This window comes from Rothia sp. HMSC065G12, from assembly GCF_001811455.1.
GTDB classification, from domain to species: Bacteria; Actinomycetota; Actinomycetes; order Actinomycetales; family Micrococcaceae; genus Rothia; species Rothia dentocariosa.
Window position 1 is genome coordinate 51926 of sequence record NZ_KV804813.1, and the last position, 20048, is coordinate 71973.

Consider the following 20048-nt stretch of genomic DNA (forward strand, 5'->3'; position numbering starts at 1 on the left):
TTTATGCACAAAATTTTAGCTTTCATCATCATTTTCAGGCTCAGAAGATTTATGTGGGTCAAAGAGCTCTGCGTCCTTAGGAATTATGAAATTCCTTCCATCGTGCCTCTCTTCCCTAGTTGTAATTTTAAAGGGGCTATCGGGGGCGAAATTGAAGTTGTAGGATTTCGGATCAACTTTGTAAGAGAAGTTTGCTCTGGTGAAATGAATTTCTTGTTCAATTATTGCTTCAGAGAGATTTATCCCTTTTTCAAAGGTGGCGTCGGAGAAGTTTGTGTATTGTTTGAAGGTCGTTGTTCCAGAGAAGTCAGCTAATCCATTGAACTTTACCCCAGAGAAATTAGCATTATGTTTGAAGGTTGTTCCGGAGAAGCTAGCTAGTTTCTTGAAGGTAGTTGTTTTAGAGAAGTCAGTGAATTCTTCGAAGGTTACTCCTGAGAAATAGGTATCCTGTTTGAACTTTGCTCCAGAGAAGTTAGTGGATTTTTCGAAGGTTGCTTTTGAGAAATAGGTATCCTGTTTGAATTTTACTCCAGAGAAGTCAGAGAATCCCTTGAACTTTGCTCCAGAGAAGTTAGTGGATTTTTCGAAGGTTGCTCCTGAGAAATAGGTATCCTGTTTGAACTTTGCTCCAGAGAAGTCAGCATCATGTTTGAAATTTGTTTCGGCAAAATCAGATTTGTAGTTGAACTCCGTATTGGCAAAAAAAGCCTTTTCAAGAAACACTGATCCCGAAAAAGAACAAGAAAATATAATATCTTTACAAACTACATCGTAGAAAAATATAGAGTTCCTGAAATCGTAATCAAAACATGACCAGTCACCAGGCTTAATCTTTGTCCCTTTTTTGAAGATCATTGTGGTTATTTCACCAAGTCTGTTAGTTATTTCTTCAAGAATTGCTATACGTACTTCCCTCTCTTCGCGGAAAAGAGCTTGGTATTTCATAAATTTTTTTCGAGGGTATATTGGTTTTTTAGTGTCTTGATTTTTCTTATATTCCTTGTAGGTAAGTTTTAGTTTATCGTATTGTTCTGATAGTGGGAAAGGGGAACGGATATAGGCGCAGAGGTTGTTGATAATAATTTGCCCTTCTTTATAACGCTCAGCTCCGTTAAGTGATTCATCTGCAAGCCACTCATCAGCGAGTCCGACGAGGGTGTATACGCCCCCCATACGTATTGGTGCCTGAATACTGGCCAGTTGTGCTACCGCTTGGGTGTACCGAGACCGACGCTCGGCATGAACTTGACGTTCATGGTCTCGATTGTTCTTTTGCTTCTCTTGAGTGTTCTTTCGGTGAGTCTCCCCCAGGGTAATGGCAGCAAGAATGCCACCTGTTACATAGATTAACAGCTGGCGTAAGACGGGACCGTCATCATCTTTATTAAATCCTGAATTTATAGCTATTGGAAATAAGAAAGCCCAGAACCCACCTAACACCATTAGTGTAAAAATACAAATATAGAAAAAAATATTCCACTTTTTCTTTAGAAGTTTTATGATATATCCTATAATTAGAAGTATAATGGAAATTGCTGTGACTAATATAATTATGTACAGTGCATTTTTATTTATCGAGACCCAAGTGATGAACTCTTGAATCTTGGCTGTAGATTGCTCGATTATATTATTAACATTTTCTAAAGCTTGTTGCATCACAATATTTAATCCTTTCCTTGATTAAAAATAAAGAACTTCTTATATGTTAAGGGTAGGAGAGGTAAAAGTGTGGGATTTATTGGCGCTCAACATCAAGATAAAGCAGATTTTCTGAGGTATTGTGTTATGGAGCCTGTAAAGTTGGTAATATTTGTCCACCTCGGAATTCTCTTACTCCGGGGCTAACTTTAGAAGGTGGCTCGTGTTGGTTCTCCACAAACCTGCTGGCATAAATTGATTTCACTTTGCCTGCAGGGGTGTGGAACATAATTTTCTCGCTTCCTTAATCTCTAATCTTTGGCAAGCTGCGTATATACATAAGCCGCTCCTCGCACTACTTACGCACGTATCCACCCTGTCCAAACTAACCCTTCGCCCACCCTGCGAAAAAAAGTTGAGTCTTTTTCACTCAAGTCTGTTGACATCCATCCAAACATGTGTAAAACTTGAGTACATGAGGCTCAAGGGGTCACTCACCGGGCAGCATCCCAGCACATCTTCACCGTGCATGCGCTCGGCCTAAACCCCCTTACGCCCCGAAGATTTAACCAAGGAACCCGCCTCGCCAAGAAGCGGGGCATAACACTAAGGAGTACAAAACATGGCACGTGCAGTTGGTATTGACCTCGGCACCACTAACTCGGTCGTATCCACCCTTGAAGGTGGCGAACCGGAAGTTATCCCTAACGCTGAAGGCGCCCGCACCACCCCCTCCGTGGTCGCATTCTCCAAGGATGGCGACGTTCTGGTGGGCAGCGTAGCAAAGCGCCAGGCGGTCACTAACGTTGATCGCACCATCTCGTCCGTCAAGCGCCACATGGGCACCGACTGGACGACGGAAATTGACGGCAAGAAATACACCCCGCAGGAAATTTCCGCACGTATTCTGCAGAAGCTCAAGAATGATGCTGAAGCATACCTAAACGACAAGGTGACTGATGCGGTTATCACCGTTCCCGCATACTTCAACGACGCTGAGCGCCAGGCCACCAAGGAAGCCGGCGAAATCGCAGGTCTGAACGTTCTGCGTATCGTGAACGAGCCAACCGCAGCTGCACTGGCATACGGTCTGGACAAGGGTAAAGAAGACGAACTGATTCTTGTCTTCGACCTTGGTGGCGGTACCTTCGACGTCTCCCTGCTTGAAGTTGGCAAGGACGAAGATGGCTTCTCCACCATTCAGGTGCGCGCAACCAGCGGCGACAACCGTCTGGGTGGCGACGACTGGGATCAGCGCATTGTGAATTGGCTGCTTGAGCAGGTCAAGTCCAAGACCGGTGCAGACCTCTCCAAAGACAAGATTGCTCTGCAGCGTCTGCAGGAGGCAGCTGAGCAGGCTAAGAAGGAGCTCTCCAGCGCATCCAGCACCAACATTTCGCTGCAGTACCTCTCGGTAACCCCCGAAGGTCCGATTCACTTGGACGAGAAGCTCTCTCGCGCAAAGTTTGAGGACCTCACCAGCGACCTGCTCGAACGCACCAAGAAGCCCTTCCAGGACGTTATCAAGGAAGCAGGCATCAAGGTTTCGGATATTTCCGAGGTTGTGCTCGTGGGTGGTTCCACCCGTATGCCCGCCGTGGCTAACCTGGTGAAGGAACTCACCGGCCGCGAACCCAACAAGGGTGTTAACCCCGATGAGGTTGTGGCAATGGGTGCAGCCCTGCAGGCAGGCGTACTCAAAGGCGACCGTAAGGACGTTCTGCTAATCGACGTGACCCCGCTGTCCCTCGGTATCGAAACTAAGGGCGGTGTGATGACCAAGCTGATCGAGCGCAACACCGCTATTCCGACCAAGCGTTCTGAGACCTTCACGACCGCTGAAGACAACCAGCCTTCCGTGTCGATTCAGGTGTTCCAGGGTGAGCGCGAATTCACCCGCGACAACAAGAACCTGGGTACCTTCGAGCTGACCGGTATCGCCCCCGCACCGCGCGGCGTACCCCAGATTGAGGTCACCTTCGATATTGACGCCAACGGCATTGTGCACGTCTCCGCAAAGGACAAGGGTACCGGTGCTGAGCAGTCCATGACCATCACCGGCGGTACCTCCCTCTCGAAGGAAGACATTGACCGCATGGTCAAGGATGCTGAGGCTCACGCAGAGCAGGATAAGGCACGCCGTGAGGCAGCCGACACCCGTAACGCAGCCGAGTCTGTGGCATACTCCGTCGATAAGCTCCTGAAGGAGAACGGCGAGAAGCTGCCCGAAGACGTCAAGACTGAGGTTCAGGGCGATGTCGATGAGCTCAAGAAGGCTCTTGAAGGCGATGATGACGATGCCGTGAAGTCTGCTCTTGAGAAGCTGCAGGCATCCCAGACCAAGCTGGGCGAGGCTCTGTACGCTTCCGCACAGGCAGAGGCTAACGCAGACTCCGCTTCTTCCTCTAAGGAAGATGACGAAGATGTGGTAGATGCCGAGGTTATCGACGAGGACGAAGACGAGAAGAAGTAATCATGGCTGAACACGAGAACACTGCGGGAGACCCACTGGAGGAGGCATTCAACGCCCCCGCCGCCGAGGGTCACCCCGAGGCTGAGGAAGCCCCTGCCGTAGCCGATGCTGCGGCGGGGGAAACCCCCGAGCCGAGTGAGGAAGCACCCTCAGAGGATGCGAAACTCGCGGCAGAACGCCTGGACAGCCTGCTTCGCCTGCAGGCGGAGTTCACAAACTTTAAGAACCGTGCCGCCCGCGAGAAGGAGCAGCTGCGGGAGTTTGTGGCGAGCGATATTGTGAGCCTGCTTCTGCCGGTGCTCGACGATATTGACGCCGCACGCAAGCACGGTGACCTGCAGGAAGGTCCCTTCGCTGCAATCGCTGCCAAACTTGAGGAGTCTCTCAAGAAGGAAGGCGTGGAACGCTTCGGCGAGGTGGGCGAGCCCTTCGACCCGAATATTCACGAGGCGGTGCTCCAGCAGCCAACCGGAGAGGTAGAACCGGACCATATTTCGATGGTTCTGCGATACGGGTACCGCGTGAATGATCGCGTGGTGCGCACCGCCCAAGTTGCGGTGGCTGTCGCCGAGTAAACGCTCCGTAGAGCACACAACGGGCGGGTTCTTGAGAAATTGAGAACCCGCCCGTTTACCGTATATTTCCGCGGTTTTCTACGGGATTTCTCTTCCAAAATTGAGTCTAGTAGACTAAACTTTATATAGGATTAAAAACTAAGGTTGTGCCCCTTTGGACGGGGCGTTACAAGAACCCCGGACGACGGGGAAGGAGAACTTACATGGCAAGCGAAAACTGGCTGTCAGAAGACTTTTACAAAACCCTCGGCGTGAAAGAAGACGCCTCTGAATCTGATATTAAAAAGGCTTACCGCAAACTCTCGCGCAAATATCACCCCGACCTAAACCCCGGGAACGAGACAGCCGAGAAGAAATTCAAGGAAGTCTCCGAAGCCTACGATGTACTCTCGGATAAGAAACAGCGCGAAGAATACGACCAGATTCGTAAATACGGTGCCGCAGGGTTCGCTAATGGCGGCTTCGGAGGCGGCGCTGGCGGATTTGGTGGTGCCGGTGGGTTCGGCGGATTTAACGGCCAAAACGTGCATTTCACGACCAGCGGCGGTGGCGAAGGTATCAACATTGAAGACCTGCTCGGTGGACTCTTCGGTGGTGGCGTTGGCGGCGCGGGTGGTTCACGCCGTACCGCCGGGTTCACGAGTGCCGATTTTGGGGATGCCACCGGGTTCGGGGGAGCTCAAGGCTTCGGCGGCAGGCAGCAGCGTGCCCCGCAGGATAATAACCTCTCCACCAGCACACGTATTACCCTGCCGCAGTCGTACACGGGCACCAAGGCGACCGTGTTCCTGCCGGACGGCACGAGTACTGAGGCGCGCATCCCGGCGGGTGTGAAGGACGGGCAGAAAGTGCGTGTGCGTGGTAAGGGACGCCCCGGCACCGGCGGCGATCTGATGGTGACCGTGCGCGTTTCGGATGACCCGCACTACAGCCGCGAGGGAAACAACCTAGTGTTGCGCGCCCCCGTGACCCTAGAGGAAGCCGTCAATGGCGGTGTGCTGGAAGTGCCCGTACCCGGCGGTAAAACCGTCAAATTGCGACTAACCCCCGGCAGTGTGGGTCGTAAACTGCGTGCGAAAGGACGCGGGTTCAAAACCAAGTCGGGCACCGGCGACCTGCTGGTGATCCCTGAGGTGCACCTGCCTCAGAACCTGAGCGATGAAGCGAAGGAAGCCTTCGAGAAGTTCATTGCCCTGGCGCCGCAGGAGAACCCCCGTGAGGACCTTTTGAAGAAAGTTAGGTAGCTTATGAGTGCCCATAGTAAGCAATCATCGGCGTCTGCCTACAGCACCGACAGGCCGGTTTTTGTGATTTCGGTGGCGGCGGAGCTGGCGGGTATGCACCCGCAGACGCTCCGCCAATACGACCGCCTGGGGCTGGTGCAGCCTTCGCGTGCGCCGGGTAAGGCCAGGCGCTATTCGCAGCGCGATGTGGATTTACTTCAGCGTATTCAGCAGCTCTCGCAGGAAGGCGTTTCGCTTGAGGGAATCCGCCGAATTATTGAGCTTGAAGAGATGGTGGAAGAACACCAGGAGCACATCGCCCGCCTGCAGGCTCAGCTTGAGGATGCACACGCCAAGCTGGGGCTGGCGGAACGGGTGTTCGCAGCCAGCACCCGCGGGGATGTGGTGAACATCCAGCGGGGGCAGCGCCCGGCACCGCGCAAACGCTCCTCGGCGGTGGTGCTGTACCGGCAGAAATAGGGGCGGACAGCCAGTGTGGTACGGTTGATATAGCTCATCAGCCAAGATGCTGAAAGAGCATCTGGAACCGTTTGCTAGGCAAGCGGTTCTTGCTTTATCTCCCTAGCTTTATTCGATGGCGTCGCCGGAAGGTATCGTTACCCTTTCCCCAGCAGATAACTTATTTACGCCTATACGTCAGGTCGTGGGCACAGCGGCCCGCCTCACGAGCCTTCCGTTCAAAGCTGGTGAGGATGCGCCCCTCCCAGCGCGGCGCCCACCCGCCGACGGGGTCGTCCTCGGTAGCGCCTTCACCGGCATGCAGATTCTCGAAGTCGGGGTGTGCCTCCATGACATCGCGCATCACGTGAGCGTATTCTTCCCAGTCGGTAGCAAGGCGCCAGATTCCGCCGGGTTTGAGCACGCGCGCAACCTTGTCGGCAAAAGCGGGGGAGACCAGGCGGCGTTTGTGGTGGCGTGACTTGTGCCAAGGGTCGGGGAAGAAAACCCAGAGCTCATCGACCGAATTTTCTTCCAGCATGTTATCGAGCAGTTCGGGGGCGTTAGCCTGAGCGACGCGCACATTCTCAACCCCGGCTTGCCCCATCTTGAGCAGCAGATCCGCAATGCCGGGGGTGTAGACTTCAACGGCAAGGAAGTTTGCCTCGGGCATTTCGGAGGCGCGGTGCACGATTGCTTCGCCCAGCCCGGAACCGATCTCGACAACCTGGTAGGCTTCGCGCCCGTAGATTGTGACCGGGTCGAAGGTGGCTTCGGGGGCTACAGAGGTATCTGCCCGCAGCCGGGGTATGTCGAGCACATGGGTTTGGGAGTAGGTGTCCCACGCTTTTTGGCGGCGCGAGGTCAGGCGGTCGCCGCGGCGCACGAAGGAGTAGGGCTGGCGGAAGAACTCGGGTGGTACCGTTTTCTTCTCGGGCGTCTGGGGTGCATCGGCGTTGGTCGATGCGGTGGTCTGCGCGTTCTGCTCTTGAGATGACATACCTATCAGGATAACGTAGCGGCGCGTGGAGGGAGGCACTGTTAAAAATTTCGGGAGCAGTTTTTCATTGTACTGAAGAAACTGCCCCCGTTTGGCCTTTGCGACCGCAAATTCGCCGTGCAGGCTACTTCTTCTTGTCGGAGAACAGCAACGCCAGACCCGCGCCGAGAATCACGATGTTGTTGGCGAGCTGCTGCCCATCCTGAGTGGGCCGGAATGCGCCGTCATGCATATCGGGGTTGCGGAAGTACATGGTCATGAGGTTCGCGCCGAAGGCTGTCAGCCCCGCGCCCGCGAGGCGGGCAGGAATAAAGGGGGTCAGCAGGGTGGCGCCGAGTGCGGTTTCTGAGTATGAAATAAGTTTGCCGAAGGTTTTCGGCTCCAGCTTGGCGACGGCGGGAACGCCGGTTGCTGCCATCTGCTGCAGATATGCGTAGGTACCTTCGTCGGCGCCGAGTTTCTTGACTCCCGCATCGAGCACAAGCGCGCCAGCGGTGAGACGCAGTGCAGCATTTGATAGTTTACCCATGAGTGAGTGTCCTCCTGATGTTTTGTGATGAGATGAGTGATGCGGTATTTCCACATCGGGCATTGCAATTGTAGCGGCAAACCTCAGGAAAGTTTATTTAATCGTAAAGTTTTAACATAATTTTTGCGGTAAGCATTATTTTTCAGCGTTTTAGCGGGAGAGTAGAGATGCGCCCTCGGCGTGTTGCCGCGCTCCCAGTGCCTAAGACGTAATCGGTGCAGGCGCCTTTTGCGGGTAGAATTCTGTGTAGTCATGGCGTAACGATGCGATTTTCCGTGAGCCGTGCTCGTGCGAAAATCTGAACTGCATCGTGATGCCCCGAAGGTCGGGGCTTCCTGTCGAGGTTGTAGCCCGCAGGGCAGAGCACACACAGAAAAGAGGAATAGTGACACAGCGGCCTTCCAAGCATACAGTTACCGAGAATGAGAGTTCCACGGGTGAAGAGAGCCTGCAGCGTGGCTTAAGTTACAGGCATATCCAGCTCATCGCTATCGGCGGTGCAATTGGTACGGGGTTATTTCTAGGATCGGCGAAGACTATTTCGCTCACGGGACCTTCCATCGTATTTGTCTATGCGATTATTGGCATCATTATCTATTTTGTGCTGCGTGCGATGGGCGAGATTCTGCTGTCGAACCCTAAGTACAAGTCATTTACCGATTTCGTATCTGATATTTTGGGTACTCGCGCGGGCTTTTTCGTCGGCTGGTCGTACTGGTTCTTCTGGGTGACCACGGGTATTGCGGATGTGCTGGCGATTACGGATTACACGCATTACTGGTTCCCCGAGCTGCCCTCATTTATTCCTGCACTTATTGTGATCGGGGCGCTGTTGGCACTGAACCTGCCGTCGGTGAAAAACTTCGGGGAGATCGAGTTCTGGTTCGCCATGGTTAAGATCGTGTCGATTCTGGCGCTTATCGCCGTGGGTGCCGTGATGGTCGTGTTCGGGTTTACGAGCCCGGATGGAACGGTCTCCTCGATCACGCACCTGTGGGATCGTCCGGGACCATCGGGCAACGGGGTGTTTATTCACGGTCTGACGGGGTTCTTAGGTGCGTTCCAGATTGCGTTGTTCGCGTTCGTGGGCGCTGAGCTGGTGGGTACCGCCGTGGCAGAGACAAAGAACCCCGAACGTACCCTGCCGCGCGCAATTAACGCCGTGCCGCTGCGCATGGTGCTGTTCTATGTGCTGCCGCTGTCGGCGATTCTTGCGGTGACTCCCTGGGATAAACTCGACCTTAATATGAGTCCTTTCGTGGGGATGTTCTCACTGGCGGGTGTGTCAATTGCCGCATCGCTCATTAACTTTGTGGTGCTGACGTCGGCAACGTCTTCGGCGAACTCAGGTATTTTTTCGACCTCGCGCATGGTGTATGGGCTGGCGGAGGATGGGAATGCGCCTTCCTTCCTGAAGAAGCTCTCGAAGAACGGCGTGCCCACGAACGCCCTGTACCTAACGACGGTTCTTCTGCTCTTCAGTCTGGTGATGCTGGCGTTTGGGCGTGAGCTTCTGGAAGCGTTTACAGTCGTGACTTCGGTGGCCTCAATTATGGGTATTTTCACGTGGTCGATGATTCTGGTGTCGTACCTGGTATACCGCAAGAAGTTCTCTAAACGGCATGAAGCCTCGCAGTATAAAATGCCGTTTGGCCGCACGATGAGCTGGGTTGGTTTGGTGTTCTTCGCTCTGATGATCTACGCCCTGAGCTTGCAGCCAGAAACCGGGTTAGCTCTGGCGCTTAGCCCTATCTGGTTTATCGGGGTTGAGCTTGGGTACGAGATTATGGTGCGCCGTCATGCGCGTAAGCGCCTTCTTGCGGAGTCGGCGCGGGTGGAATCTGAGTAGCGAGTTTATTTTTCCTCATTAGCGGGCGGGATGCGGTGCGTAGAGAAAACGTTCGGCATCCCGCCCGCTGTGTCTTTGGGGGCGATGACATACGGCATGTACCAGAACATACCCCAATATGTATAGATATTCTTAAATTTGTATAGAAATCATATATGATGAGAATTTTTCTTTTGAGGATGTGGCGAGTTGGGCAATAAAGGGACGTACCTCACGCGTGCCGTGTTTTCCGAAAGTAAGGCTTATTGTCAAGGGTTTTTCGTAGATTTCTTCCGAAATTTTTTTGCGCTTCGACATAAAGAATTTATTATTCGTGACGCATGCTATAGATACGCGACACACTTCCTGGAGATAATTACACAATACCGTCCCTGTTATGTAGAATATATATTCAAAAGTTGTGATAGCTCACCGTATCTTACGGGCTGAGTGCTGCACTTGCCGCCCCGAAAGCCGGGGCTGTCCCGCTTGGCTGCGGGACCCAACCACGAAAGAGGAACTGTCATGCAGCAACCTCACGATAATGCCGCATCGGCGGCAGACACGACAGATAATGCTGAAGAACTGCACCGCGGGCTGAGCAACCGACACATCCAGCTCATCGCTATTGGCGGTGCTATTGGTACCGGGCTCTTCATGGGTTCCGGTAAAGCAATTTCTAAAGCTGGTCCATCTATCCTCTTGGTCTACATGGTTATCGGCGCCGCAATCTTCTTGGTGCTGCGTGCGATGGGTGAGATCCTTCTATCAAACCTGAAATATAAGTCATTCTCAGACTTTGCTACCGACCTGATCGGGCGCCCCGCAGGGTTTTTCCTCGGATGGTCGTACTGGTTCATGTGGGTGGTCACCGCAGTCGCAGATATTATCGCGATCGTGGGCTATACCGAGCTGTGGTGGCCCGATTTACCGAAAGCGGTTCCAGCACTCGTCGTGATTATTGCGCTGCTGGCGCTGAACCTGCCCTCGGTGAAGAACTTCGGTGAGATCGAGTTCTGGTTCGCCATGATTAAGATTGTTGCCATCTGCGCCCTTATTATCGTGGGTGCCATTATGGTTGCCACAAGCTTCACGACACCCAGCGGTGCTCATGCTCAGGTAGCCAACCTGTGGAACGATGGCGGATTCTTCCCTAACGGTGCCACCGGATTCTTAGGCGCCTTCCAGATCGCGGTCTTTGCCTTTATGGGGTCCGAGCTGGTAGGTACTACCGCCGCCGAAACCCAGAACCCTACGGTGACCCTGCCGAAGGCTATCAACTCCGTGCCGGTTCGTATTCTCATCTTCTACGTGGGCGCCCTGGTCGTTATTCTGATGGTAAACCCCTGGCGTGAAATTGATCCGGCCAAGAGCCCCTTCGTGACCATGTTTACCCTCGCCGGTATTGCTATTGCCGCGCATATCGTGAACATTGTGGTGCTGACCTCGGCAACATCATCGGCGAACTCGGGTATCTTCTCGACCTCGCGCATGGTGTACGGTCTCTCCCAAGAAGGTTACGCCCCGAAGTTCCTCGGTAACCTTTCCGGGAGCGGTGTGCCCCGCAACGCACTGTTCCTCACCTCGATTCTGCTGCTCTCCAGTATTGCCCTGCTCTATGCTGGCGACTCGATTATTGAGGCGTTCACGCTGGTCACCACGATGGCGGCAGTACTTGTGATCTTCGTATGGTCGATGATCCTCGTCAGCTACCTGTGCTACCGTGCAAAGCGCCCCAACCTGCACCGGGAGACCACCTACCCCATGCCCGGCGGCGTGGTAGCATGCTGGATCGTGCTTGCGTTCTTTGCTTTCATCATTGGGATTCTTGCTACCGATAAAGACACTCTCACCGGTTTGATGCTCATGCCCATCTGGTTCATTCTGCTGACTATCGGGTGGTTTGTGAAGAACAGCATCAACCCCGAAATCCCGGAGACCAGTATTACGCAGTCGCATCCGGTGGTGGATATGAAGGCACCGAAGAACAACAAGTAAGGATACTCCGGCGGATATCTGTTCCGCATTACTTCCGGTATAAAAAGGCTCTTGATGTGAATGGGGCGGCGTTACTAGCGCTTTTTCACATCAAGAGCCTTTTAGCGTGATAGGGGAGGAGAAACGGAAGAATTCGCGCCCCGGCTTAACCGGCTTCGGTGCCCGAGGTATCCTCGGCATCCAACACCAGGTCATCCGTGCGGTAGTAGTCCCAGCGGGAACAGCCCATACCCCAGCGCATTGCCTGCACCACATCCTGCGCGGCCTCATGAGGGTCAAAAACATTCCGGTTCCACATAGGCTGCATGGGGGTCGGCGCCGCCCACCCGTGCGAACGCAGGTAGTCGGTACTGAACTTGGGCAAAACCTCAGCCTCCATCGCAATTTCGCACAGGAACCCGGCGGGGGAGCGGTAGATGCACACAAGCGGCATTGCGTTAGCATTCGCGGCACCCGTGAGCACATAGTAGGTGCGCAGATGCCTGCTCCAGGGCAGGCTCGCCAAACGCTGACCGAGTGAGTTCGTCACCTCGTCCCAACGGTCGCGGGCAGAAACCGTCTGCTCAGATTTCACAACCCCAATACCCTGCACCGCAAGCTGCTCGGGCGAAATACTTGGCGGATGCGGCGGCACCCGCACCGGTGCGACCTCTCTCTTCGTCATCTGCAGGGCATCGGTCACCATTGTGCGGCCCACCTGCAAGGCGGTACGCCACGATCCATATTTCGCGCGCACCGCCGCCAGAAACGGCACCCGGCCCAGATTACTGCGCATGGTAGACCAGGTTCCGTAGGCAAGCACCGTCGGCTGCCGATCATACCGAATACAGTAACTCATGAAACTGCCCAGTTGGTTGCGGAACTCCATATCCGTGAGCGAAGTACCGCCCAGCTGCCAGTTGTAGTCCGCATAATCGGGCGGACACACACCGGTGCGCAGCATGGCGGTTGACCACCCGCCATCGCCCAGCTGATCACGAATGCTCTCGCAGGAGGGCGGCCATACAAACGAACCGTGCGCTACGTCTTGGGACTCAGTCGGAAGATGCTGGCATACATCGCGGTAGGTAAGCTCATCAAGCTGCGTATACGGATGCAGCGCCAGGTACTTGAGCCCAGCGCCCACCTTCCCTAAAATCAGGGCGATATTCTGCGGTGAAACCCGTGCACTCTCCAATAAGCGCAGCATATCCGCCATGACCGTTGCATCCAGAGTTGTTGCGGCGTAGGAACCATCCGGTGCCAGACCGTAAGCCTCTGCCACCGCATACCAGACGGCGGTCGCCAGCAAAACATGGGTGGGAGTCTGCTCGCCGTGCGAACCAAACTCCCACATGCCAGAATCTAAAGCAAAATCAAGATGTTCCCGGTTAACCTGCGGAAAAAGAACACGAATACGCCGGTGCGTTTCGCTCGGAGTCCAGCCTTGCGCAGCCAAGGCGGTAATCAGCGTGCCAAACTGCTGATGAAATTCCGCGTACCCCGGCGGCAAAGACGAACGTGAAGGCGCCTGTGCGCGATCGTCAGCACGACCATACATGCGAAACCTTCTTTCAGCCATTCCACCGTGAACCGGCTACCGTCATGTCATCTTCTATGCCCCGGCGCATAACTTCTGCACAATCGCCGGACTATCTGAAAAATAGCGATGTGATGTTATTACCTATTCTAGATGCGGGACCATAGCTGTAAAATTTATTACGCTCCGATGCGCAACATACCCTGCGCCGCACGCCCCACAAGACTGGCACAGCACACCCGAGAATGCGAAACTGAGAGAATGAGCGAAAAACACGAGCGCACCGAAGCTACGAACACCCGCATCCTGACGATGCTCTCTAACGAACTAGACCTCAAACCCACGCGTGTTCGTGCCGCCGTAAACCTGCTCGACTCCGGGTCTTCGGTTCCGTTTATCGCTCGATACCGCAAAGAAGCTACGGGCGCGCTCACCGACACCCACCTGCGTGCTATTAGCACCCGGCTCGATGCCCTGCGCGCGCTCGAAACTCGCCGCGAGAATATTCTCAGCTCGCTCGCCCAACGCCGCGAAGACGGGCTGATCGATCCGCTCACCTACGAACAGCTCATCACGGGGGTGGGGGCGGCATCCAGTAAACAAGACCTCGAAGCGCTCTACACACCCTACCGGAGTGAGCGCATTACCAAGGCGCAGCGTGCCCGCGCGGCAGGTCTGGAGGCGCTCGTTGAAGACCTGCTCGAAGTTCCCCTTGCCGGGGTCTACGATATTGCCGCAGCCTATGTGGACGGACCGGATGAAACCGACGATAAACAAGTGGCAGATACCGGAAAATCCGAAGACGCCCGAATTACAACGGTGGAGGAAGCCCTCGACGGCGCCCGCGCTATCCTGATCGACCGGGCACTCACCGACCCAACGCTCGCCGAACGTCTTCACGAAAGAATGGTTGCCACCGGAACGATCTCTAGTCGAGTTATCGCCGGGCGGGAAGCCGAAGGGGCAAAATTTGCCGACTATTTCGACTTCTCCGATAGTATCAGGCGTATTCGTCCGCACCGGGTTCTCGCCCTGCTTCGCGCCAAAGAAGCCGGAATCGTGCGGCTCAGTATTGACGGTGCCACACCAGCTCCGCCCCTGAGCAAACTCCGCGGTGAGGCACGTGCCGCCGCACTTGCCCTTGCCGAAAATTACGAGAACGTTCGTTCGGGATACGAGCGTGAAGTCGCCGCCGCGCTGCGCATACCCGTGCAGGTTCTCAACACCGTCGACAGCGAAGACCGTGTGCTCGGCTGGCTCGCCGCAACCGTGCGCACCGCATGGCGTAAACGGCTGCACCCCCGCCTGGCAGACCGCATACGCAACGCCCTCTTCGAGATGGCAGAACGCGAAGCCATCACCGTTTTCGCCTCGAACCTGCGCGACCTTCTGCTTGCCGCGCCCGCCGGGCAAAAAGTCACCCTCGGGCTTGACCCAGGGCTGCGTAACGGCGTGAAATGCGCGGTTATTGACGGCACCGGGCACGTGCTGAAAACCTTCACGGTGTACCCGCACGCGCCTCGATACGACCGTGCCGATGCGCTCGCTGCCCTTGAGGATGCGGTTCTCACCCACGGCGTGGAACTTATCGCTATCGGCAACGGCACCGCCTCACGTGAGACCGATAAACTTGCCGCCGAGCTGCTGGCGAAGCTGCGTTCTCAAGGGTATAAGGCGGCACAGAAGGTTACCGTATCAGAGGCGGGGGCATCCGTATATTCGGCCTCTGAACTCGCCAGCGAAGAGCTGCCCGATCTTGACGTAACGGTACGCGGGGCGGTCTCGATCGCTCGGCGGCTGCAAGACCCGCTCGCCGAACTCGTCAAAATTGATCCCCAGTCTTTAGGCGTGGGGCAGTACCAGCATGACGTTAGCGTGACCGCTTTAAGACGCGCCCTCGATAATACGGTTGAGGACTGCGTAAACGCGGTGGGGGTTCACCTGAACAGCGCATCCGCCGCACTGCTTGCGCGTGTTGCCGGTTTTAACCGCACGATTGCCGAAAATATCGTGGCGTACCGGGACGAACATGGGGCTTTCACCACCCGGGAAGAGCTTCTGAACGTGCCTCGGTTAGGGGCTAAAGCCTATGAACAGGCGGCGGGATTCGTGCGAATTCTGCACGGTACCGAACCGCTGGATGCCTCTGCCGTGCACCCCGAATCGTACCCTGTGGCGCGGCGTATTATCGCCGATGCGCAGCGGAATCACGGGGCACTCTGGCAATCCGGGCGGCTTATCGGCAGTGACGGGGAAGACCCGCTCACCGCGCTTGACCCCGCCGACTACGTGAACGGGAGCATCGGCGAATACACCGTGCGCGATATTTTTGAGGAATTGCGCCGCCCCGGGCGTGACCCGCGCCCCGAATTTCGTACCGCACACTTCTCTGAGGATATCTCTCGCTTTGAGGACGTAACCGTTGGGATGGTGCTTGAGGGAACCGTCTCGAATGTGGCGGCTTTCGGTGCCTTCGTCGATATCGGAGTGCACCAAGACGGGCTGATTCATATCTCGCAGATGAGCCGCGAGTATGTTGCGAACCCGCACGATATTGTACGAAACGGCGATATCGTGACCGTGAGGGTTGTTGAGGTGGATGCGTCTCGCCGCCGTATTTCGCTCTCACTGCTGTTAGATGAGGGCGACTCGGGTCGCTCGGAGACGGCGCATAAGAAAACGAATAAACGTTCTTGATAGGGGTGGCAGCATGCTTCACCGGGCGGAGGCGGATACAACGATGCGTGCTCAAACAACTGACAGCATTATGTCTGCGACCGTGGGCGGTCTTGCCAGTCATGCTGTCAGAACTGCGCCGCTATCGTATATCCGCCTCCGCACGAAATATGGTTAAAAATTTTCCGGCTTCGAGCCCCAACAACTCACGGCAAAGCTTCGCGGTACGTTGCGCCTAGAATTTAGGATTCTCAGGGTCCGGACCTATGCGACCATCCTTCCGCGTAAGCCCATCAATCGCCGCAATGTCTGCCGCATCCAGGGTGACATTAGCGGCCGCAAAGTTCTCGGCAATGCGCGCAGGAGTAACCGACTTCGGAATCGCCACGATCCCCTTCGCCAGATGCCAGGCGAGCACAACCTGCGCCGGAGAGATACCGTGCTTACCCGCAATCTCAACGATCACCGGGTCTTTCAGAATCTCGCCACCCTGACCGAGCGGCGACCAAGCCTCAGTCACAATACCAAACTCACTGTGCACCGCGCGCATATCTTCTTGCGAGAAATATGGGTGCAGCTCAATCTGGTGAATCGCCGGGGTCACGCTGGTATCGGCGATAATTTCGCGCAGCTGAGCCTGCGGAAAGTTAGAGACACCAATCGAACGCACCTTACCTTGCTTTTTCAACTCAATGAGCGCCCGCCACGACTCGAGATAGGTACCCTGCTGCGGCATAGCCCAGTGAATCAGATACAAATCCACGTAATCGGTGCCGAGCCGCTCTAGCGATGCATCAAGCGCGGCAATAGCCTTCTCAAAACCCTGATCCGAGTTCCAGAGCTTGGTGGTGAGAAAAATATCCTCGCGCGGCACGGAGCTGGCGGCAATACCGCGACCTACCCCAACCTCGTTCCCATAAATGGATGCAGTATCGATGTGGCGGTAACCTGCTTCGAGAGCCGTACCGACAGCATCGGCGGCACCATTATCCTCAATCTGCCACACACCATACCCAAGCTGAGGGATGCTGTTGCCGTCATTGAACGTGATGTTTTTGACCATTACTTCTCCTGAAAGTTGATGGGGACTGACGTTTTCAACGGTACCCCTGGATGCGCTCGCACGCTAGGGTGACGGGCGCATCCAGCCCAGCGCGAAACCGGTAAGCCCCTCCCAGGCGCGGAAAAAGAGCCTTGATTTATATAAAGCGTGAAGAATCCCGATTTATTCGTATAAAGAGCCTTTTTAGATTCAGAAAGTACAAAAAGTATGAGCTGTAGAGATAAACGGGATTTGAATTCTGCCGATCAGAAAGTCACATGACTATAGTCATACATTCTTACTGACGTTACGGCACTGCCTGTAAAGAGTTTTCTTCGAGAGACTGGAATAGCCGGGATAGAAAAGGCTTCTATCCAATCGGTGTTCTAAGGAGAATATGATGACTGCACTAGTCACCACTAAAGTCAATGCTCTTGCAGCCGCACGTACTTTCGGGACGGCAGCGGGTAGCCCCGCTCACCGCCGTGCACTTGTGGCAAATCCCAGCGAGGTTTTGGCTGAAGCAGGCGTTGTTCCCTCAGGAACTCAGGTCCGCCTGGTAGAAGATGAAACCCTAACTCTGGGGCACCACAAGGTTGTTGATGACGGGGAAGAACTCGTCATCGCAATCGCTCCCGCAGTCGAAGAAGAGCTTGATACCACCGAATCCCCTGAAGACGGTATTTGCTGGTGCTGCTGCTGCCCTTGCTAAGTTCTGAAGGGCTATAAACAACGATGGGAACCAGGCTATTAAAGCTTGAGTACTAGCCTGGTTCCCACTCTGGATACACAGTGAAGGAAAATCATGAAAAAGCGTTCAACAGGTCGTTGGGTTTTTCGTGGAGCGTTACTCGTCGGATTTTTGCTTATTAACGCTTCAGCCAATCATTGGTGGCCGTTCCTATGACTTTTACATATGACAACGGATTAGTTCAGATGCCTGAACCCCCGCATCTTTTTACATCCGCTTGGTACGAATCTCCTATTTCGAGTGCTCTAGCCTGGCAGAGCCACGCTCCTGAGGGTATTGGGGCATCAGATATTTCTGGCGTTTTGTTGGCCACTCGGTTTGAGAGTGTCAAAACGGTTTTGCATGATGACCAAAGGTTCTCTGCTGTGGGACAAAAACATTTGAGTCAAATGCAGTCCCAGGCACACTACGCGAAACCTGAGCCTGCAGATTTTCAGATTCCTCAAACTCAGCAAAGGTTCTTAGCGCATATGGATGGATCCCCTCTTCGCCAGATGCGCAAAAGGCTACGTACTCCTTTTACCGCTGCGAATTCTAAGAAAGCGGTCGAACGTTGTCGAGATGCTATCGAGCAGTCCGTCACGATGCTCACGCAGTCGAAAAAGCTAGATCTTGCAGGGTGGTGTGATGATCTCGCGGTATCCCTGATTAGTGTTCTTATCGGGTATGAAGGAGATATTATCGAGCTTTCTCGATGGTGCCGAAAACGGGGTACTGTCCCGAGCAAACGAGAGGGGAAACTCTCTGCTCCAGACGCGCATCAGCTCTTCGCCGAAGACGTTATGGGTGCAGGAGGGTTCTACCATCAGTATCGTCACGACGGTATGCCCCACGATGCAGCAGTCGAAATTGTCAGTATGCTCGCCTCAATCACCCATGAGAGCCTGCAATGGGCTATGACTAACGTTTTGACCGTACTGACACAGCGTAACCTTTGGGAAACAGTAAATTACGAGAACTCTATCGCTATGGTTGATGAGGCACTGCGCCTATACACGCCTACCGCAGCGTTAGGACGCCTCGCTACTGTTGATACCAAAATAGGTGGAACGTCCATTCGTGCGGGGGAATTAATCGTGTGTTTACTTCATGCCGCACAACACGATTCCAGAATGTTCCCAAACCACGATGAGTTTACGCTCGGCAGGCCGCATGCGTCAGAAGTAACCTTTGGGATGGGACCTCACGCATGCCTCGGATTCCCCATCGCCCGTCCTCTCATGGGGGCAGTTACCCATAAAATCGCAGAATCTGCGTGTACTTTACGGCTTGGTGAAAATCCTGAACCACTACCGGAGATGATCAACTCTACGTGGATCCAAATGCCGGTACACCTTATACCTTCAATCTCTGGGGAGAATCTTTATGCAGGGATATGAGCAATACAGCGTTATCGCTGAGGACATTCACCAAAATTATAGTGATGTGAAGGTGCTTAAAGGCGTCAACCTCGCGGTCGAAAGGGGAGCAGTTCACGGTATTCTCGGACCTAACGGCGCGGGGAAAAGCACCTTTGTAGATTTGTGCACCGGATCTTCTAAACCTACAAGCGGTACGGTGCAGGTCCTCGGCGTTGATCCGCATCGCAACTCTGCCCTTGTGCGTTCACATATGGGTATTGTGATGCAGGAAGCGGCATTCCCGACTGGACTCAAAGTCAAAGATGCTGTCACCTGCTGGCAGCGTTATATGTCTGCAACAGAATACACAGTGCCTGAGTTTTTCGATCTTGAGAAACTAGCGGATCGCAGAATCCATGAGCTTTCCGGTGGCGAAAGGCGCAAACTTGACCTGTATCTGGCTATGATGGGCAATCCTTCTCTGCTTATTCTTGACGAACCCACAACTGGACTTGATCCGTTAGCTCGTAGAGATGTGTGGGAGGTTATACAGAACCTTGCCGAAACAGGTACTACCATATTGCTTACTTCTCACTATCTTGATGAAGTTTCGGCTCTTTGCCAGCAACTTTCTATTCTCCTTAACGGGCAGATTGTTGCGAGCGGAACCCCAGCGCATATTGCTAAAGAATACAGTCACACACGGCAAGGCTGGGTAGAACTCTCGGACTGCCAGAACGCCCAAGCTCTTGGCGGAGACCTTTCTTCGCAGAGCGGGTACAAGAATATACGTGTTCATGATGCCACGGTTTCATTCGATGTAGAGTCCCCAACAGGGTTACAAAACTTATTTGCAACATCCGCATATCGTGATGCTGTCCTTGATTTTGCGCTCAGCGACTATTCACTTGAAAACGCGTACGGCAGCATTGTGCGATCTACGGATGCCCCACAGGGTATAGGTAGTACCCGCACAGACTAGGAAGGCCACTTA

Annotated in this window: 15 protein-coding genes; 10 read left to right on the forward strand and 5 right to left on the reverse strand. The window is 54.2% G+C overall.

The window, feature by feature from the left end; all coding sequences use genetic code 11:
- Positions 1–15: 15 nt before the first annotated feature.
- Positions 16–1659: a pentapeptide repeat-containing protein gene (locus HMPREF2804_RS03275; protein ID WP_083308338.1), complete on the reverse strand. Its 1644-nt coding sequence runs from the start codon at positions 1657–1659 to the stop codon at positions 16–18.
- A gap of 604 nt (positions 1660–2263) precedes the next feature.
- Between HMPREF2804_RS03275 and dnaK the strand changes: the two genes are divergently transcribed.
- The 4 genes from dnaK to HMPREF2804_RS03295 all read left to right on the forward strand — a co-directional run bounded on the left by dnaK (position 2264) and on the right by HMPREF2804_RS03295 (position 6392).
- Positions 2264–4114, forward strand: a complete 1851-nt coding sequence (gene dnaK / locus HMPREF2804_RS03280; RefSeq protein ID WP_004006017.1) for a molecular chaperone DnaK — start codon at positions 2264–2266, stop codon at positions 4112–4114.
- Positions 4115–4116: 2 nt separating this feature from the next.
- Positions 4117–4689, forward strand: a complete 573-nt coding sequence (locus HMPREF2804_RS03285) for a nucleotide exchange factor GrpE (protein WP_070450826.1) — start codon at positions 4117–4119, stop codon at positions 4687–4689.
- Between the two features lie 203 nt (positions 4690–4892).
- A complete protein-coding gene (locus HMPREF2804_RS03290; protein ID WP_070450824.1) occupies positions 4893–5933 on the forward strand; it encodes a DnaJ C-terminal domain-containing protein in 1041 nt (346 codons plus the stop codon).
- A gap of 3 nt (positions 5934–5936) precedes the next feature.
- The gene (locus HMPREF2804_RS03295; protein ID WP_070627286.1) at positions 5937–6392 is read left to right on the forward strand and encodes a heat shock protein transcriptional repressor HspR; all 456 of its coding nucleotides are present in this window, start codon (positions 5937–5939) and stop codon (positions 6390–6392) included.
- Positions 6393–6552: 160 nt separating this feature from the next.
- Here HMPREF2804_RS03295 and trmB read toward each other — a convergent pair whose 3' ends face one another.
- Together trmB and HMPREF2804_RS03305 are read right to left on the reverse strand one after the other, a co-directional pair.
- Entirely contained in the window at positions 6553–7371 is an 819-nt protein-coding gene (trmB, locus tag HMPREF2804_RS03300; RefSeq protein WP_070627429.1) for a tRNA (guanosine(46)-N7)-methyltransferase TrmB, read from the reverse strand.
- 124 nt (positions 7372–7495) lie between these two features.
- Positions 7496–7900: a hypothetical protein gene (locus tag HMPREF2804_RS03305; protein WP_070627288.1), complete on the reverse strand. Its 405-nt coding sequence runs from the start codon at positions 7898–7900 to the stop codon at positions 7496–7498.
- A gap of 385 nt (positions 7901–8285) precedes the next feature.
- Between HMPREF2804_RS03305 and HMPREF2804_RS03310 the strand changes: the two genes are divergently transcribed.
- Both HMPREF2804_RS03310 and HMPREF2804_RS03315 read left to right on the forward strand, forming a co-directional pair.
- Entirely contained in the window at positions 8286–9749 is a 1464-nt protein-coding gene (locus HMPREF2804_RS03310) for an amino acid permease (protein ID WP_070627290.1), read from the forward strand.
- A 504-nt stretch (positions 9750–10253) separates the two neighbouring features.
- Positions 10254–11726, forward strand: a complete 1473-nt coding sequence (locus tag HMPREF2804_RS03315) for an amino acid permease (RefSeq protein ID WP_070450816.1) — start codon at positions 10254–10256, stop codon at positions 11724–11726.
- A gap of 145 nt (positions 11727–11871) precedes the next feature.
- Here HMPREF2804_RS03315 and HMPREF2804_RS03320 read toward each other — a convergent pair whose 3' ends face one another.
- Positions 11872–13266: a TY-Chap domain-containing protein gene (locus tag HMPREF2804_RS03320; RefSeq protein ID WP_070627292.1), complete on the reverse strand. Its 1395-nt coding sequence runs from the start codon at positions 13264–13266 to the stop codon at positions 11872–11874.
- 240 nt (positions 13267–13506) lie between these two features.
- Here HMPREF2804_RS03320 and HMPREF2804_RS03325 point away from each other — a divergent pair, with 240 nt between their 5' ends.
- Entirely contained in the window at positions 13507–15942 is a 2436-nt protein-coding gene (locus tag HMPREF2804_RS03325; protein ID WP_070627294.1) for a Tex family protein, read from the forward strand.
- 214 nt (positions 15943–16156) lie between these two features.
- Here the strand turns inward: HMPREF2804_RS03325 and HMPREF2804_RS03330 are convergent, their stop codons facing one another.
- Entirely contained in the window at positions 16157–16984 is an 828-nt protein-coding gene (locus tag HMPREF2804_RS03330; RefSeq protein ID WP_070536271.1) for an aldo/keto reductase, read from the reverse strand.
- A gap of 376 nt (positions 16985–17360) precedes the next feature.
- Between HMPREF2804_RS03330 and HMPREF2804_RS03335 the strand changes: the two genes are divergently transcribed.
- The 3 genes from HMPREF2804_RS03335 (at position 17361) to HMPREF2804_RS03345 (ending at position 20036) form a co-directional block, all read left to right on the forward strand.
- Positions 17361–17675 (forward strand): hypothetical protein, encoded by a 315-nt coding sequence (locus HMPREF2804_RS03335; RefSeq protein WP_141745423.1) that lies wholly within the window; start codon positions 17361–17363, stop codon positions 17673–17675.
- Between the two features lie 191 nt (positions 17676–17866).
- Positions 17867–19093 (forward strand): cytochrome P450, encoded by a 1227-nt coding sequence (locus HMPREF2804_RS03340; protein ID WP_083296720.1) that lies wholly within the window; start codon positions 17867–17869, stop codon positions 19091–19093.
- On the forward strand, positions 19080–20036 hold the full coding sequence (locus tag HMPREF2804_RS03345) for an ABC transporter ATP-binding protein (RefSeq protein WP_070627296.1): 957 nt from the start codon (positions 19080–19082) through the stop codon (positions 20034–20036). Before HMPREF2804_RS03340 ends, HMPREF2804_RS03345 begins: the two co-directional genes overlap by 14 nt.
- Positions 20037–20048: the final 12 nt, after the last annotated feature.

Excerpts from the sequence above, each read along its gene's own strand:
- HMPREF2804_RS03275 (WP_083308338.1), bottom strand. The coding sequence starts at position 1,659 with ATGCAACAAGCTTTAGAAAATGTTAATAATATAATCGAGCAATCTACA.
- dnaK (WP_004006017.1), top strand. The coding sequence starts at position 2,264 with ATGGCACGTGCAGTTGGTATTGACCTCGGCACCACTAACTCGGTCGTA.
- HMPREF2804_RS03285 (WP_070450826.1), top strand. The coding sequence starts at position 4,117 with ATGGCTGAACACGAGAACACTGCGGGAGACCCACTGGAGGAGGCATTC.
- HMPREF2804_RS03290 (WP_070450824.1), top strand. The coding sequence starts at position 4,893 with ATGGCAAGCGAAAACTGGCTGTCAGAAGACTTTTACAAAACCCTCGGC.
- HMPREF2804_RS03295 (WP_070627286.1), top strand. The coding sequence starts at position 5,937 with ATGAGTGCCCATAGTAAGCAATCATCGGCGTCTGCCTACAGCACCGAC.
- trmB (WP_070627429.1), bottom strand. The coding sequence starts at position 7,371 with ATGTCATCTCAAGAGCAGAACGCGCAGACCACCGCATCGACCAACGCC.
- HMPREF2804_RS03305 (WP_070627288.1), bottom strand. The coding sequence starts at position 7,900 with ATGGGTAAACTATCAAATGCTGCACTGCGTCTCACCGCTGGCGCGCTT.
- HMPREF2804_RS03315 (WP_070450816.1), top strand. The coding sequence starts at position 10,254 with ATGCAGCAACCTCACGATAATGCCGCATCGGCGGCAGACACGACAGAT.
- HMPREF2804_RS03320 (WP_070627292.1), bottom strand. The coding sequence starts at position 13,266 with ATGTATGGTCGTGCTGACGATCGCGCACAGGCGCCTTCACGTTCGTCT.
- HMPREF2804_RS03325 (WP_070627294.1), top strand. The coding sequence starts at position 13,507 with ATGAGCGAAAAACACGAGCGCACCGAAGCTACGAACACCCGCATCCTG.
- HMPREF2804_RS03330 (WP_070536271.1), bottom strand. The coding sequence starts at position 16,984 with ATGGTCAAAAACATCACGTTCAATGACGGCAACAGCATCCCTCAGCTT.
- HMPREF2804_RS03335 (WP_141745423.1), top strand. The coding sequence starts at position 17,361 with ATGATGACTGCACTAGTCACCACTAAAGTCAATGCTCTTGCAGCCGCA.
- HMPREF2804_RS03340 (WP_083296720.1), top strand. The coding sequence starts at position 17,867 with ATGACTTTTACATATGACAACGGATTAGTTCAGATGCCTGAACCCCCG.
- HMPREF2804_RS03345 (WP_070627296.1), top strand. The coding sequence starts at position 19,080 with ATGCAGGGATATGAGCAATACAGCGTTATCGCTGAGGACATTCACCAA.